Annotated in this window: 14 protein-coding genes; 11 read left to right on the top strand and 3 right to left on the bottom strand. The window is 48.3% G+C overall.

Annotated elements, in window-relative coordinates; genetic code table 11:
* Nucleotides 1-109: 109 nt before the first annotated feature.
* The 11 genes from McpAg1_RS01260 to McpAg1_RS01210 all read left to right on the top strand — a co-directional run bounded on the left by McpAg1_RS01260 (nucleotide 110) and on the right by McpAg1_RS01210 (nucleotide 11,144).
* Complete coding sequence (locus McpAg1_RS01260; protein ID WP_338093470.1) at nucleotides 110-1,294, top strand: ABC transporter substrate-binding protein; 1,185 nt, start codon at nucleotides 110-112, stop codon at nucleotides 1,292-1,294.
* A 5-nt stretch (nucleotides 1,295-1,299) separates the two neighbouring features.
* A complete protein-coding gene (locus tag McpAg1_RS01255) occupies nucleotides 1,300-2,133 on the top strand; it encodes a class I SAM-dependent methyltransferase (RefSeq protein ID WP_338093469.1) in 834 nt (277 codons plus the stop codon).
* A 71-nt stretch (nucleotides 2,134-2,204) separates the two neighbouring features.
* Nucleotides 2,205-3,062, top strand: coding sequence for a class I SAM-dependent methyltransferase (locus tag McpAg1_RS01250; RefSeq protein WP_338093468.1), 858 nt, complete (start codon nucleotides 2,205-2,207; stop codon nucleotides 3,060-3,062).
* Between the two features lie 573 nt (nucleotides 3,063-3,635).
* Nucleotides 3,636-4,526, top strand: coding sequence for a type IV pilin N-terminal domain-containing protein (locus McpAg1_RS01245; RefSeq protein WP_338093467.1), 891 nt, complete (start codon nucleotides 3,636-3,638; stop codon nucleotides 4,524-4,526).
* A gap of 62 nt (nucleotides 4,527-4,588) precedes the next feature.
* The gene (locus tag McpAg1_RS01240; protein WP_420847087.1) at nucleotides 4,589-5,047 is read left to right on the top strand and encodes a type IV pilin N-terminal domain-containing protein; all 459 of its coding nucleotides are present in this window, start codon (nucleotides 4,589-4,591) and stop codon (nucleotides 5,045-5,047) included.
* 716 nt (nucleotides 5,048-5,763) lie between these two features.
* Nucleotides 5,764-7,227, top strand: coding sequence for a type II/IV secretion system ATPase subunit (locus tag McpAg1_RS01235; RefSeq protein ID WP_338093465.1), 1,464 nt, complete (start codon nucleotides 5,764-5,766; stop codon nucleotides 7,225-7,227).
* Entirely contained in the window at nucleotides 7,224-9,029 is a 1,806-nt protein-coding gene (locus tag McpAg1_RS01230; RefSeq protein ID WP_338093464.1) for a type II secretion system F family protein, read from the top strand. The genes McpAg1_RS01235 and McpAg1_RS01230 overlap by 4 nt, the downstream gene beginning before the upstream one ends.
* 9 nt (nucleotides 9,030-9,038) lie before the next feature.
* On the top strand, nucleotides 9,039-9,458 hold the full coding sequence (locus McpAg1_RS01225; RefSeq protein WP_338093463.1) for a type IV pilin N-terminal domain-containing protein: 420 nt from the start codon (nucleotides 9,039-9,041) through the stop codon (nucleotides 9,456-9,458).
* Nucleotides 9,455-10,207, top strand: a complete 753-nt coding sequence (locus McpAg1_RS01220) for a hypothetical protein (RefSeq protein ID WP_338093462.1) — start codon at nucleotides 9,455-9,457, stop codon at nucleotides 10,205-10,207. The genes McpAg1_RS01225 and McpAg1_RS01220 overlap by 4 nt, the downstream gene beginning before the upstream one ends.
* Nucleotides 10,204-10,674, top strand: coding sequence for a type IV pilin N-terminal domain-containing protein (locus McpAg1_RS01215; protein WP_338093461.1), 471 nt, complete (start codon nucleotides 10,204-10,206; stop codon nucleotides 10,672-10,674). Before McpAg1_RS01220 ends, McpAg1_RS01215 begins: the two co-directional genes overlap by 4 nt.
* A complete protein-coding gene (locus tag McpAg1_RS01210; RefSeq protein WP_338093460.1) occupies nucleotides 10,671-11,144 on the top strand; it encodes a type IV pilin domain-containing protein in 474 nt (157 codons plus the stop codon). Before McpAg1_RS01215 ends, McpAg1_RS01210 begins: the two co-directional genes overlap by 4 nt.
* Before the next feature lie 6 nt (nucleotides 11,145-11,150).
* On the opposite strand, the gene McpAg1_RS01205 is transcribed toward McpAg1_RS01210, so the two are convergent.
* From McpAg1_RS01205 to McpAg1_RS01195, 3 genes are read right to left on the bottom strand one after another with little or no spacing between them, the layout of a single operon-like run.
* Entirely contained in the window at nucleotides 11,151-11,912 is a 762-nt protein-coding gene (locus McpAg1_RS01205) for a Rossmann-like domain-containing protein (protein WP_338093459.1), read from the bottom strand.
* Between the two features lie 9 nt (nucleotides 11,913-11,921).
* Nucleotides 11,922-12,932, bottom strand: coding sequence for an ATP-binding cassette domain-containing protein (locus McpAg1_RS01200; protein WP_338093458.1), 1,011 nt, complete (start codon nucleotides 12,930-12,932; stop codon nucleotides 11,922-11,924).
* A complete protein-coding gene (locus tag McpAg1_RS01195) occupies nucleotides 12,929-13,615 on the bottom strand; it encodes a GTP-binding protein (protein ID WP_338093457.1) in 687 nt (228 codons plus the stop codon). Before McpAg1_RS01195 ends, McpAg1_RS01200 begins: the two co-directional genes overlap by 4 nt.
* Nucleotides 13,616-13,692 lie beyond the last annotated feature (77 nt).

The following is a 13,692-nucleotide window of genomic DNA, read 5'->3' as shown; positions in this document are numbered from 1 at the left end:
GTTATTATATTTTATAGAGTGCCGTCAAATAGTAGCTGTAGCCGCTTCGGAGGGAAGAGCAGCCCATCAGAAGTCCGGCTTAACCATCCCGGGTTTGGGAGGTGTATGAATGAGAAATGGTGGAATAATTTTCGTCCTGATCCTTCTCGTCGCTGCGGCATTTGTCGGTGCTGCGGCTGCTGAGGAGACCAGGGAGTTTGTTGATGATGTCGGCCGGCAGATTACGCTGCCGGTCGAGATTGATGCGGTGTCGCCGTCCGGCCCGCTCGCACAGATTGTACTCTACTCTCTTGACCCTGATCTGTTTGTCAGTGTTTCAAGCGAGTTTTCCGACATCCAGAAAAAGTATGTTGATACACGGCTTCTGAGTCTGCCGGTGACCGGCCAGTTCTATGGATCGAAGGCTTCGACGATGAATCCTGAGTCGATTATGGAGCTGAACAAACGCCTCAACATTGATGTGGTCTTGGATATCGGTGAGGCAAAGGAGACCATGAAGCCGGACCTTGATGATATTCAGAAAAAGACCGGCGTTTCGTTTGCATTTGTCACGCAGAACAAACTTGCTGATATCCCTGGCTCCTACGAAAAACTCGGCGAGCTCCTCTCACGTCCTGAGCAGGGAACGAGACTTTCGAAGTATACCTCAGATCTTCTTGCCGAGTTTGATTCCGGCATGAAAACAATCGGCAGTGACAAAAAATCTCTGATCTATGTGACTGCGATTGACGGCAACTCGGTCTCGATGGTTGGCAATGGTTCGTATCATGCCGAGGTCATCGATTATGTCGGAAGAAATCTTGCGGCAACATCTGCGAGCAGCAGCGGAACCGGAGACGGGTATACGATGGAGGACATCCTGCAGCTGAATCCTGATTTCATCATCGTTTCCTATGCTGACAATCATGCCTACTATCAGAAGATCATGAACGATCCCATGTGGAGAACGCTTTCTGCGGTTCAGAACGGCAATGTCTATGAGGCGCCAAACGGTCCGCACAACTGGATGGGAGGACCGCCGTCGATTCAGCGGCTGCTGTCGATGATCTGGATCGGGAACCTGATGTATCCTGATGTGTTCGAGTACGACATCGATACCCGCGTGAAGGAGTTCTACTCGCTGTTCTTCCACTATGATCTAACAGACGCTGAGCTGAACGATCTGATGATCTATGCAACGTCAGAAACTTCTGCAGCCACGCCTGCCGAAACGAAGTCCTCGGTCCCGATATTTGGCATGCTTGCAGGTCTTGCGGCTACAGCTCTCTTCGTTTGGAAGAAAACTCTGAGATAACTATCATGGCGGTTGACTACCTTTCACTCTGGAATGCACAGCATGAGGCGGCCAACCGCCAGAAACAGATCTTTAGCGACGGCAAAAGTTTTTGGGAGGATTCCCAAAACGTCAGCCGTTTTCTGGACCGCTTGTTTGACAAGGATCGTGCGAGGATCAAAAATCAGCTTGCGAGGATGCAGATTCCCAAAGGATCCTCTGTTCTTGATATCGGTGCCGGTCCCGGCACGCTTGCGGTGCCGCTTTCACGTGCAGGATGCTTTGTGACAGCGGTTGAACCGTCCAAACACATGCGGTCTGCAATGCAGGAGTATCGGAACATTATGCATGCCCCGGAAATTCAGGAGATACCCTGCCGGTGGGAGGATGTGGACGCAACCGATATCGGAAATTACGATGTTGTGATAGCTTCGCTGTCGCTCGGGCTGGATGATATCGGTGCTTCTCTTCTGAAGATGGATGCGGTCGCACGGAACACAGTTCATTTATTCTGGTTTCTCTCCCCTCCGTCATGGGCTGAGGTGAATGCGGCTCTGTGGCCGCAGCTGCATGGAACCGAGTTCGCGTTTGAGCCTCGAGCTGATCTTCTCTGGAGTTGTCTCTGTCAGCTTGGGATATATCCGAATCTTTTCGTGGAGCATGTAGAAAAGGAGCGGCGAACTGCCGCAGAAGATGAGATCATTTCTCATTACTGCCGCAGGTTGTGTATCAGGGAAGAGTGGCAGCAAAAAATTGCCGCTGCGTATGTGCGTGATCATATTGCTGCTGATGCTGAGTTATGCATCTCCGGCGTCTCGAAGACGGCACATATCTGGTGGGAGAAAAATTCGCATTGGTAAATTATTTTTGATTGATTTTTTCGGTATACTTGGATATATTTGATTACATCTCAGCGCTTTGTATAGAGTGTATGAGTTTTCACACTTCAGGGGAGTCCCCGGCATCTATTGACTACTGCCGTCTGTGGGATGAGCAGCATGCCAGATCCACTGCGCAGAAGGAGAAGATGGGCGAGGGCGGCGGAAAATTCTGGTCAGATCAGGGTGTGGTTGATCGGTTTTCCCAGAATGTTATCTCAGGCGATCCGTCACGAATCGAAAAGCAGATAGAAGAGATGGGGATTCCCAAAGGATCTTCAGTTCTTGATATCGGTGCGGGCCCGGGAACTCTTGCTGTGCCGCTTTCACTTGCAGGATGTTTGGTGACAACGGTCGAACCCTCAGAGCCGATGGGAGTTGCGATGGAACGTTATCGTGTAACGGTGAATGCTCCGCCAATCCGGGAGATTCGCAAACGTTGGGAGGATGTAACGCCTGAGGAGGCGGGAGTACATGATATTGTGATTGCGTCGCGATCGTTGATCATGGGAGATATCAAAAACAGTCTTCTGAAGATGGATGCGGCCGCACGCCATGCTGTTCATCTCTACTGGTTTTTAACGCCGCCTTCTTCATCGGGCGGGAACGTGGAGCTGTGGCCGCTTCTTCATGGTGAGCCGTACTGCAGCGAGGCGGACGCGGATATTTTGTGGAATGCTCTCTGCCAGCTTGGCATCTATGCAAATATCATGATAGAAACAAAGGACAAGAGTCAGCATTACGAATCATTCTCCGCGATGCAGGAGGATTACTATAACCGGATGTCGGTCTCCGAAGAGTGGCAGAGAAATGTTGTGGACGCATTTCTTCTGGACCGGGCGGTGCGTGAGGAGTCTGGGTATGTGATTCCGGGAGTTTCGCGGACAGCGCACATCTGGTGGGAGAAGTGATCTTTTATCACTCACTTGGCTGCGTTTTATATGGGAAAAATTTCTTCTCTTTTAGGGTTTATTTTTTGAATTTGAGGCAAATTTCAAGGTTTTACACCCATTGTAATCGGGTCGTGTATAATATGATCGAGGGTGTTTGGTTATCTAAGATGCGTTATATGGCGCATATGTTCTTTTTACTATGATTTTTGCGATTTTTTGAGAAAACACTCGTCTACAATCACTATTTTGTGATGCCGTTTAAGCGACCTTTATATATGGGTTTTGAGGCTGTTTTTTGGAATGGGAATGGTTTAGGGTGTTGAAAAATAGATGGACTTTATAATTCTATTTTGATAGCCGGCCGATTCTGCATTCTGATGTTTGATTGTGTTTTTGAGAATAATTTGTGTTAATTGGGTAAATTATGGTTATTAACCCTGAATTTTTGCTGACTTGTGATGAAATCTATGCGCGCAACAAAATAATACCTACGTGAGTATATTAAACGATATTGACAGTGTAAATATATTGATATTTACTTATTGTAAAAGTCATACTATTAACTTATAAGTGGTGTCCACGTATCCTAACATGTTATCTCCTGAGTTGTTAGATGTGGGGATACGAATGTGTGATATTATGCAGCGCAGAACAAACACCAAAAAAGATGATGCAGTATCCCCTGTTGTCGGCGTTATGCTGATGCTGGTGGTAACTATCATTATCGCAGCGGTGGTGAGTCAGTTCGCCGGCGGGTTAATCACAACCCAAAAGGCCACGCCATCCGCATCTATCAAGACAACGATCGACGCTGATGATCTGAGTTTTTCGATGAAAGTACTCTCTGTCAGTGAACCAATTGACACAGCGAATCTTAAACTCGTTACTACAATGGCGAAAAATGGTGTCCTGTACACTGGAACAGTTGTTCCCAGTGCCTCAAAAACGTACTATGATGCTGGACCATTTGGCCTTGGAATGAAAATTAACGGCACAGGATTTACCGTTGGTTACGATGAGGCAACGGATTCTGGAGGGGAAAGCAGCAGTAAATATGCCTGGAGTCAGGAGAATATCGGCCAGTGGTTTGGAAATTACTCACTGTATAATGGTGTTTCCATGTCTGCTCAGGGAGAGTATGAGTTGGGTTACATCCTTGGATCAGGTGGACAGGTTGATGGTGATGCAGTAGTCAATGGTGTTTCTACCAGTGAGGTTACAACAGAACAGTTAACTCCCTATGGAACAGTGAACGATCAGGATACTCCGAGCGGCATTAAAGTCACTATTGGTGGTGAAACAAAATTCTTCTATCCAAGTGATGGATATAGGGCTACACGCTCGAGTGGAAAGATCTACGTCTACAAAGTTGATGATCGAAAAACTGTTGATATTCTGAAATCAGGAGATACTGTCAATGTCAGATTGATTTACACTCCCAGCGGACAGCAGATCTATTCTGAAGATGTGAAGGTACGGTGATCAGTATGAACACAAATAATTCTCCAGAGAAGAATGACGCTGTCTCTCCTGTAGTCGGAGTCATGCTCATGCTCGTAGTTACGATTATTATTGCCGCATTGGTCAGTGCTTTCGCCGGAGGTCTGGCGACAACTGCAGAAATCCGCCCAACTGTCGTAATGGAAGTTTCCTATAGTCAATCCAATGGGTTGATCATTACCAACACTGGTTCATCCAGTACGCCGACTGATTTTTCCGTATGGATTCGTCCGGGCGAAGAGACTGGAATGACTGATTATGCTTATGAAATTCCGCTCGAAAGTTCAAAGATTGCATCTGCTTTCTCCACTGGAACATCACTCTATGTCAGTGCAGCGACCATTAAGGATGCCCTTGAAGAAGAGTACGGACAGTCCAGGCAGCCGTGGATGATCACCTGTGATCTTGATGACAGCAGAAATGCCATAGGAAAATCTTTCTATGTTGAACTTGTCGATGAGTCCGGTACCTTTGCCAAAGCAAAAGGTGTTGTACAGGCATAAATGCTAAGATGGGCTGTGATCCATCTGATTCTTTTTTTTTGAATTTTTGTTTATTGGATATGGAATAAGAGCCACGTTCATACATAATCTGCGCTTTTCTCTTTTTTTCAAATCTATGTCGGAGAAATGATCACAGAGTCCGTCATTTCTCCGTCGGTTACAAGTTAAGTTATCCTTATGTATTTATGGTGTAAATTAAATATTATTAGTATGTAATACAACCTGCCCCCTCTCTCACAAATTACACCAATTGATTCTATCAATGACCAAAAATACATCGCATTTAAAAAAATCGCCAGACATCAAGCATTCTGTTTAGCGGCACTGCAGCTAGTTGTGTCGTCCTTCCGGTGTCCTCCCTCCGTTTTGTAATACAGGAGCATAGAAAAAACCATGATTCCGAAAAAAATTCTGATTACAGTCATTCTCCTCCTACTTGTATCAGGCATATGTGTTGGAAAAATTCCGGCACGATACACCGGAGGCATCTGATGCAGTTGAAGACATCGCACTTTCCTGCAAAAAAACAATTCGATGAAGAGGCCGCGATAAATTCTGAAAAAAAATTTACCACGCATCATCTTCGTGAACTTTTTTCGTTGAGAAAAGAGCCCTCTCCTGAAGAAAAAAAAGAGACAGCCGCAAAAAAATTTTCTCTGGGAAATCTTTTTGAAAAAAAATCTAACGAACAAAAAATTATCTTTGAAGAACCTCCGATGATCCTCGAACTCCCGGAGTTTGCAACAGAACATGAAGTGCTTGATCGCTACTGGCTTACACCGCCGTATGCATACACCAACATCTATCGCGACGAAGTCTCCCACATCCACTACGAGATAGTTGAGCCGAAGATCTCAGAAAAGGAACTCGTCGTTCTCGAAGAAACCTTCGAACACCTGCGGTCCATGCTGGTCTACGACACCGTGCGCAAACGCGGAGAGTTCGGTCTGGACCTTGGCATGCTCAGAGATGTTATCAGCACCTTTGATCCCGAAATAACACCGGACCGAATCGGCGTTCTCATCTATTACCTCAACCGAAATTTTCTCGGCTACAGCAGACTCGATCCCCTCATGCATGATGAAAAGATCGAAGACATCACCTGTAATGGTGCTGACATTCCGATTTTTTTGTATCACCGACGGTTTGCAAACGTTGAGACCAACTGTCTGTTCGACGCAATCGAGCTGAACAAATATGTTCTGAAGCTTGCCCAGAAAGCTGACAAACAGTTATCTCTCACAACGCCTCTTATCGACGCAGCCCTTCCTGACGGCAGTCGGGCGCAGCTGACCTACTCTGACATCATCTCCTCCAAAGGAAGTTCGTTCACCATCCGCAAATTCAAAGTCGACCCGATGACGCCGGCCGATCTCATCGCATCCAACACCTACAGTGCTGATCTCATGGCCCACATCTGGCTCGCGGTCGAAAACCGCAAAAGCATGATCATCGCCGGAGGTACCGCGAGCGGCAAGACCTCTACCATGAACGCGGCATCATTTTTCATCCCCTCGGTTGCGAAAATTGTCTCCATCGAAGACACCCGCGAAATTCAGTTGCCGCACACCAACTGGCTGCCGATGAAAACGAGGGAAAGCGTTGCCAATGTTTCCGGTATGGGAAACATCAGCATGTTCTCGCTCCTGAAGGCTGCACTCAGACAGCGGCCTGAGTACATCATCGTCGGAGAAGTCCGCGGCGAAGAAGCCCAGACACTTTTTCAGGCGATGAACACCGGCCACACCACTTACTCAACGCTGCATGCAGGAAACGTCAAAGAGGCAATCAACCGGCTCACGCATAATCCGATTAACGTTCCGGTCGCCATGTTCGGCGCCTTAAACCTTATTCTGGTTCAAAGTCTGCTCTATGGCGAGGGCAAAGGATTTCGCCGCTGTCTTTCCTTGAACGAGATCACGGTCGGAGAAGTTGGCATCAACTGGCAGCCGCTCTTCACCTGGGATCATCTGACGGATACGTTCGTCAAAAGCTATGAAAACTCCTCGGTCTTTGACAACATAGCCTACCAGAACAACTGGTCGCGGGAACAGCTTGAGGCAAAACTTGCAGTCCGAAGGACTGCGCTCGAGAGAATGGTTGCTGGCGGAAAAACAACACCGCCCGAAGTGGAGGCCGCAATTCGCGAAACAATCATAACAGAACAGAGGAGTCGATGACCGAAACGAAAAGTTTCATCGACCGGCTTCTCTTCAACAGACAGATGGCCGGAACGCTCCGTTCAGCCCACATCACTGTTCCGGTAGATCAGTACATGATGCTGACCATTCTCCTCACGGCTTTTTCAGCTCTCCTCATGATGATGGTTGGAGTTCTGTTCTTTGTCTTTGAGATCAGCTTCAATCCGATTCCCTTTCTTCCCCAATGGCTCGTGATGCTGTTCGCGATAGTCCTCGCTCCTGCTGGTGTCTTTGCTGCGCTTTACTACTATCCACAGCTTGAGGCACAGGGAAGAAAAACGAAAATCGATATGGACCTGCCGTATGCAATCACCTACATGCAGGCCCTCTCCTCAACGATCACGCTCTACGACATTTTTCGCAGCGTGTATGACGCGGCAGATCTCTACGGCGAAGTCTCCAGAGAGTGCGGACTCATCGTTCGGGACGTGGAGTTGTTCGGCGAGGATCTTCTGACTGCGATGGAGAACACCATCTCGGTCACACCTTCGGAAAACTTCCGAGAACTTTTAAATGATCTGATGCTGGTCTATCGCTCGGGAGGCAACCTCACCAACTTTTTCAATGCAAAATCCGAGTCGTACCGCGAACTTGCAAGACAGGAACTTGAGGCACTGTTACAGTTTCTGGAGATGATCGCAGAAATTTATGTGACCGCGTTTGTCGCAGGACCAATTGCGATCATCATCATGCTGGTCGCCCAAAATCTTTCCGGCCAGAGCACGCTTGCAGGAATCATGCCATTGATGTACATCGGGCTTCCGCTCGGAGCAGTTGCCCTTATCTTCATCCTCTACATTCTTCTGCCGCCCGACAACCTTGATATCACCCGCCGTGAGATACGTGACAGCGAGTACGGCACCGAACTCCTTGCACCGGGCATTGAGACAACGCCTGATGCTGCATTCATCAAGCAGCTGAACAGCCGCAAACAGATGCTCAAACTTCTTGAAATTGTCAGACACCCGATCAAATTTTTCATCTCAGACTACACAATTCCGATGGTTATCGGCTGTATTCTTGCAGGCGTTGTGTTCCTCTCCTACCTTACAGGAGCGTTTGGAAACGTTTTTCCAAGCTTCACCCTTCAAGCTCTCATCTGCATTATGGGAATAGCTGCGATGTTTCCTTTGATGACAGCGTATGAGATTCGCCGCAGATATGTGAACAAGGTTGAAACCCAGCTGCCGGAATTTTTGCGGGAGATTGCCGATATGCGTGACATCGGCATGACGCTTCAGGGAGCCATCTTCATGATCTCAGGCAACAAGACCGGTGTGCTCTCTTCAGAGATCAGAGTGGTGTCTGATGAACTCAGATACGGTTCATCTCTTGCCGGAGCACTTGTCAGAATGGAGGAGCGTATCGGTCTTGTCTCGGTGAAGCGGGCCATCTCGCTTCTGGTGAAAGCGAGCGAAGTCACTGATTACATTCGGGAAATTTTAACGATTGCGATCGCAGACCTTGAACATTATCTGAAGATGAAATCAAAGCGGCTGAATGTTTCATTCGTCTATCTGGCGGTAATTTATCTGTCGTTTGGCATCTATCTTTACTCGGCGTACCAGATGAACGTTGCATTCATCTCCAGTTTTTCTGCGTATGATATCAGCTTTGATCTCACCTCGAACAAGACCGATATGTTTCACATCGGTATCATTCTTGCATTCTTCTCCGGCATTATGGCAGGCCAGCTCTCGGCGAACAGTATTCTCTGCGGGCTGAAACACTCGATCATTCTCCTCTCGGCAACGATTGTGATGTTTGTCTTTATTTTGTAGGAAAAAATCATGAGCTGCGATACATCTGATAATGCTATTACCTCGGTTGTGGGTGAGATGCTGATTTTAGTTCTGGTGATCATTTTAGTGTCACTGTTTGCAACGTCTGCGTTCAATCTTCTGCCGGGCGACCGCGAAACGGTCGCGACCGTCTCCATGAGCCACAATGATTCTCATCTGATCTTCTGGCACAAAGGAGGGGACTGGGTGGACAAAAAAGATCTGATCATTACGGCAACGCCGAAGGCCGGCGGCGACCGGATTACTCTTCCAATCGATGAAGTGTATGATTGCTTCGGCAATCCTGTTGAGGTGTTTGATCTCGGCGGAAATGTTGCGGCATCGGTCACTGATCTTTTCTCTGGAACATATGAGATACGGGTTACGACCTCCAGAAGTGTGATCCATGCAGAGGTGTTCATAAAATGAAATCCGATCACAATGAGGCGGTCTCTACCGTGATTGCCCTGATGCTGATTCTCGCAATTCTTTCAACATGCATCGCCATCTACTCAGCAACCTACATCCCGGGACTCAAACAACAGTCAGAGATTTTGCACAGCGAAGAGGTACAGTACGCATTTCAACGTCTCTCCTCTGATGTTGACAACCTCTACTCACTTGGCCGCCCTGCCCAGTTCTCAGAACCCGTTCCCCTCGGCGGCGGAGACATTCTCCTAAGTTTGGTGAAGTCGAGTGGAACAATTGAACTTCAAAAGAAAAACATTGTCAGCATCACTGTCGGAGGAGAGGAGTTTGATGTTGAGACGACATCTGTTTCGTACACTCCTTCGTACTCTTCGTGGGAGTTGCAGGGCTATCTGTATCAGAACGGTGTTGTCTGGATAACCAAAGGTACCAAGAAAACCCCGGCTGATCTTATTCTTCATACGGTCAAGATGGGAACAGATCAGGAGAGCGAAACGATCAACAAATGGCTGACTGCGATGCGTCCCGTGCCGTCCGGTGAAAACTACACGATGCAGATTGTGTCGATGATTCCTGCCGACGGAAAGAGTTCTGTGACCGGCTCAGGGATTGCAAAAATTCGGTTGAACGCTGTGGCTGTGAAGGAGAAAACGTACCACAATACCTCCATAATGTTCGACTCCGAACCAATTCTCTCTTCAGTAAACGTCACGCTGAAGATTTTGCAGATTGAGGTGAGTGTTACATGACCCGCGACTCTGCGGTGTCTCCGGTTGTCGGCGTCATGCTGCTTCTTGTTCTCGTCATCATCTTCACTGCTGTTCTTGCTGCCTATGCAGGCGGTCTTGCCCAGACATCGACGCCTTCGCCATCGGTTGATATTGTTGCCTACAGCTCCGGCAGCGGGGGAGATTTTTCTATCATCTTCGAACATCGCGGCAGCGATGCTCTGCCGATCGCTGACTGTAAGATCACCACATTCATCGATTCACATGAGAGCTCCTTTCCGGCTTCAGTAGTTTCTGAAAGCAGCAGCTGGCGCACCGGAGAGATAGTCAGTACAAAAAATCTGACAAACACCGCATCACTTCTGAAAATTTCCGAGAGTCAGTTTGTGCAGTACATCAAACGCTCCACCCCTCTTGAGCTTCGCCTCTATCATCTCCCCACAAACTCGATTCTTTTTAAAGACACCATCCTTCTGGAGGAACCATGATGAAAAAAACCGATTTCGCAGTATCCGAGGTCGTCGGCGTTCTCTTAATGCTGACGATCACGCTCATTCTTGTGAGTCTTGTGGCAGTTGCCATGAGCAGTGCGGTCAGCAGTAACGAAAAACCAATAACTGCTACGATCATCGCGTCCGGCGTTCACGGCAAAAATATCATCTTCGAAAACATCGCCGGTGATGCTTTTGTCCTGAATCAGGTTGAACTTCGCCTCGGCGTCCGCGAATACCCCTCACAGTACACAATACTCCGCAACACCGCCGAGGGAGGGAGGCTGATAAGTTACTCGAACTCATCAACGATTTCCCTCGGTGATCGGTTTTACATCCAATCCGAATCGGATGGAAAGTTTCAGTGGAGCTCCTTTGAGATCTCTTCAGGCAATCATCTGACGTATCGGTTCTATGATCTTCGGACCGGCAGCCCGATCTCCTCAGGAGAGATCGCGATTCCGTAAACAAATTTACAAAATTTCCCTCTTCCAACTGACCTTCTGGCCGGTGGAGTAGATTCTATCCATATCCAGTCCCTGCACAATCCTTTTCGCATGATCCGCATCGCGAATCACAAACGAGGAGATGTCATCAACGCCGAACTCAAAAAGTGCCGGAGCAAGAGGAGTTGAAGGACCAACGATAACCACGTTCTCCGCATTTTCTGAGAGTTTCAGATACCTTGGCAGGGTTTTGTAGATGATGCTTGCGCAGGTAATGAACACGAAGTCAGCCTCTGGTATCAGATAATCAGTAGCCGGTTCGGGATAATCCTCAGGTCCGGGCGTTGTTTCAACGATCGAGAGATCGCAGACAGGCGCAAACAGCTGTTCCAGATGCGGAAAGTGGCCGACGACACAGACTTTTTTGTTCTTGATCCTGTTCTGGGACATGATGAAGGGATCATTTTTCCGGTCCTCGGTAATTCTGGATGCCGCAAGCTCAACTCCATTCGATGCCGCAACTTCAGGATTATTGTAATAGGCATTGATCGCCGCAAGACCGATTGATGCCTCCACATAGTTCCAGGACTTCACCGCTTCAGCAAGTTCACGAAGCGGCATGCCAAGTTCGCGGCGCAAAAGTTCCGGACGGCTGTCAATTGGGATAAGCCCTGCAGTACCGGCACCACTGCCGCTTCTGACAAAAGAGTTGTAACAGCCGTTAATCAGATCGTCAACCGTGTATTCCGCGGGAATCCCTGCAATAATTTCATCGTACATTTTCCACATAATCTTTCCTCAGATTGTATCAGGAGTTATTCTCCCTCCGGTCCGCAGTCTGTTTCTAATGGACTGCAGCGTGTTGTCCAGCATCTCAATTTTTGCGAGGCTCTCGCGTTCCTCAGGCGTTGTTTCGATGACTGCGTGAACACCGCCGTTTTTGATCACAAGCCTCTTTCCGGCCATTAAGGCAAGGAGGGGATCATGCGTTGAGATGAGAACAATTTTTTCGTTTTTCGCGAGCATGCGAATCGCCTGTCTCCGGTCAACACCGGCGTTCTCGATCTCATCGATCAAAACGATTGGTGAAGCACTCATGCATGCAGTATCTGCGATCATCAAAGCCCGCGACTGTCCGCCGGAAAGCTGCGTGACTTTGGTATCGGGTGTAAACTTTTCTCCGGCAAGTTCGTTTGCCGCAGCAAAACATTCGGCTGCGACGCTGACGGGATCGGGATGCAGTCTGCTTTTTGCATGCATCTCGAAGAATTCTTCAACCGAGAGGTCCATCACGAAGTTCATGTTCTGCGACAGCTGGGCGACGAGTCGTCCGTCCATCGCAAACCGTTCCTCATCCTCAAGGGTTTTGCCGTTGACAAGGATCAGACGTTTTGTCGGCGTATCCCGCTGGGCAAGACACTCAATGTCTGCAAGAAGTCTGCTTTTTCCTGATCCTGTAGGCCCGACGATGCTTACGATCTCGCCAGGTTTTATCGAGAGCGTGAACTCCTCGGCCTCTCCGGATTTTGTTTGGCCTCCGAGGATGGTGATCTCTTCAACTGCTGTGGTCTGTTTTTCCTCTGCAACGGTCTCAAGAAACCGGACAAGCTGATCAAGAACGGTTGCTTTGTCCAGCCCGAAGTCGATGAGGGTGTTTTCGTCTGCATAATCCAGCGCTTCGCTGAGAGGGAGATTGTCCTTAAGATTTTGCAGATTGTAGTTGACGAAGAAATCTGCGGCAACCGGATGGGTCTCAAGAAGTTCTCCAAGGGTTGTTCCTGCAATGATTTCGTAGAGATCTTCGGTCATGGAAACTCCATTTTGCGCAGCATTCCCATCTGATACTCTTCGCCGATTCGTGTTTCTCCGGTACAGTAGGAACAGACCGAAGACGGCGTGGTGAATCTGAGTTTGCAGCCGCGAAGGCTTGCCGTATCTGGTGCGGACTCGGCATGTTTCCCAAGCATAAACGCTCCCTGTCCGGTAATTCCGTTGATGAAAACTATTTTTGCGCTGCTGTTAACCTGCCGGATGTTGAACATGAATACCTCGCGTTCTGCCTGGGAGACGATGTCTCCTTTGGTGACCACAACTATGTCGGCGAACTTGAGCATCGGCCCGATTTTTCTTGGCGTGTGAACACCTGAAAGGTTGTCAATCACGCAGATCGCAAGAACGCCTCTGATATGCGGAGAGCAGCGATTGCAGAGGCCTGCGCTTTCGGTGATGAGAATGTCAAAGCCCTGCTCTGTTCCCCATCTGACTGCGTCCTCGACATTGCTGATGAAAAAATGATCAGGGCAGAATTTTCCGGCAAATCCTACCTGCACCGGAATGCCGTACTCGGTGTACCGGTCGCGATCAAAGGAGGTGAGGCAGTCGAATTTGACGACGCCTATTGTTTTTCCTCTTTCACGTAAGATATCTGCAAGCCGCAGGATAACCGAAGTTTTTCCTGATGAGGGCGGGCCTGCCACGGTTATCAGTTTCATGGAAAACTTCCTTAATGGTATATATTCAGCTTCTTTACATAAAAATATGGGATTATTTTTTCTGAAAAATTAATTAC

It is taken from the genome of Methanorbis furvi (assembly GCF_032714615.1).
GTDB lineage: Archaea > Halobacteriota > Methanomicrobia > Methanomicrobiales > Methanocorpusculaceae > Methanocorpusculum > Methanocorpusculum furvi.
Note: the sequence above shows the minus strand (reverse complement) of the source record. Positions and strands in the feature narration are given on the sequence as shown.

What these genes read in the sequence shown, in the direction of transcription:
- McpAg1_RS01215 (WP_338093461.1), top strand. Translation starts at nt 10,204, where the DNA reads ATGACCCGCGACTCTGCGGTGTCTCCGGTTGTCGGCGTCATGCTGCTT.
- McpAg1_RS01210 (WP_338093460.1), top strand. Translation starts at nt 10,671, where the DNA reads ATGATGAAAAAAACCGATTTCGCAGTATCCGAGGTCGTCGGCGTTCTC.
- McpAg1_RS01245 (WP_338093467.1), top strand. Translation starts at nt 3,636, where the DNA reads ATGTTATCTCCTGAGTTGTTAGATGTGGGGATACGAATGTGTGATATT.
- McpAg1_RS01200 (WP_338093458.1), bottom strand. Translation starts at nt 12,932, where the DNA reads ATGACCGAAGATCTCTACGAAATCATTGCAGGAACAACCCTTGGAGAA.
- McpAg1_RS01220 (WP_338093462.1), top strand. Translation starts at nt 9,455, where the DNA reads ATGAAATCCGATCACAATGAGGCGGTCTCTACCGTGATTGCCCTGATG.
- McpAg1_RS01255 (WP_338093469.1), top strand. Translation starts at nt 1,300, where the DNA reads ATGGCGGTTGACTACCTTTCACTCTGGAATGCACAGCATGAGGCGGCC.
- McpAg1_RS01225 (WP_338093463.1), top strand. Translation starts at nt 9,039, where the DNA reads ATGAGCTGCGATACATCTGATAATGCTATTACCTCGGTTGTGGGTGAG.
- McpAg1_RS01235 (WP_338093465.1), top strand. Translation starts at nt 5,764, where the DNA reads ATGATCCTCGAACTCCCGGAGTTTGCAACAGAACATGAAGTGCTTGAT.
- McpAg1_RS01240 (WP_420847087.1), top strand. Translation starts at nt 4,589, where the DNA reads ATGCTCATGCTCGTAGTTACGATTATTATTGCCGCATTGGTCAGTGCT.
- McpAg1_RS01205 (WP_338093459.1), bottom strand. Translation starts at nt 11,912, where the DNA reads ATGTGGAAAATGTACGATGAAATTATTGCAGGGATTCCCGCGGAATAC.
- McpAg1_RS01195 (WP_338093457.1), bottom strand. Translation starts at nt 13,615, where the DNA reads ATGAAACTGATAACCGTGGCAGGCCCGCCCTCATCAGGAAAAACTTCG.
- McpAg1_RS01260 (WP_338093470.1), top strand. Translation starts at nt 110, where the DNA reads ATGAGAAATGGTGGAATAATTTTCGTCCTGATCCTTCTCGTCGCTGCG.
- McpAg1_RS01250 (WP_338093468.1), top strand. Translation starts at nt 2,205, where the DNA reads ATGAGTTTTCACACTTCAGGGGAGTCCCCGGCATCTATTGACTACTGC.
- McpAg1_RS01230 (WP_338093464.1), top strand. Translation starts at nt 7,224, where the DNA reads ATGACCGAAACGAAAAGTTTCATCGACCGGCTTCTCTTCAACAGACAG.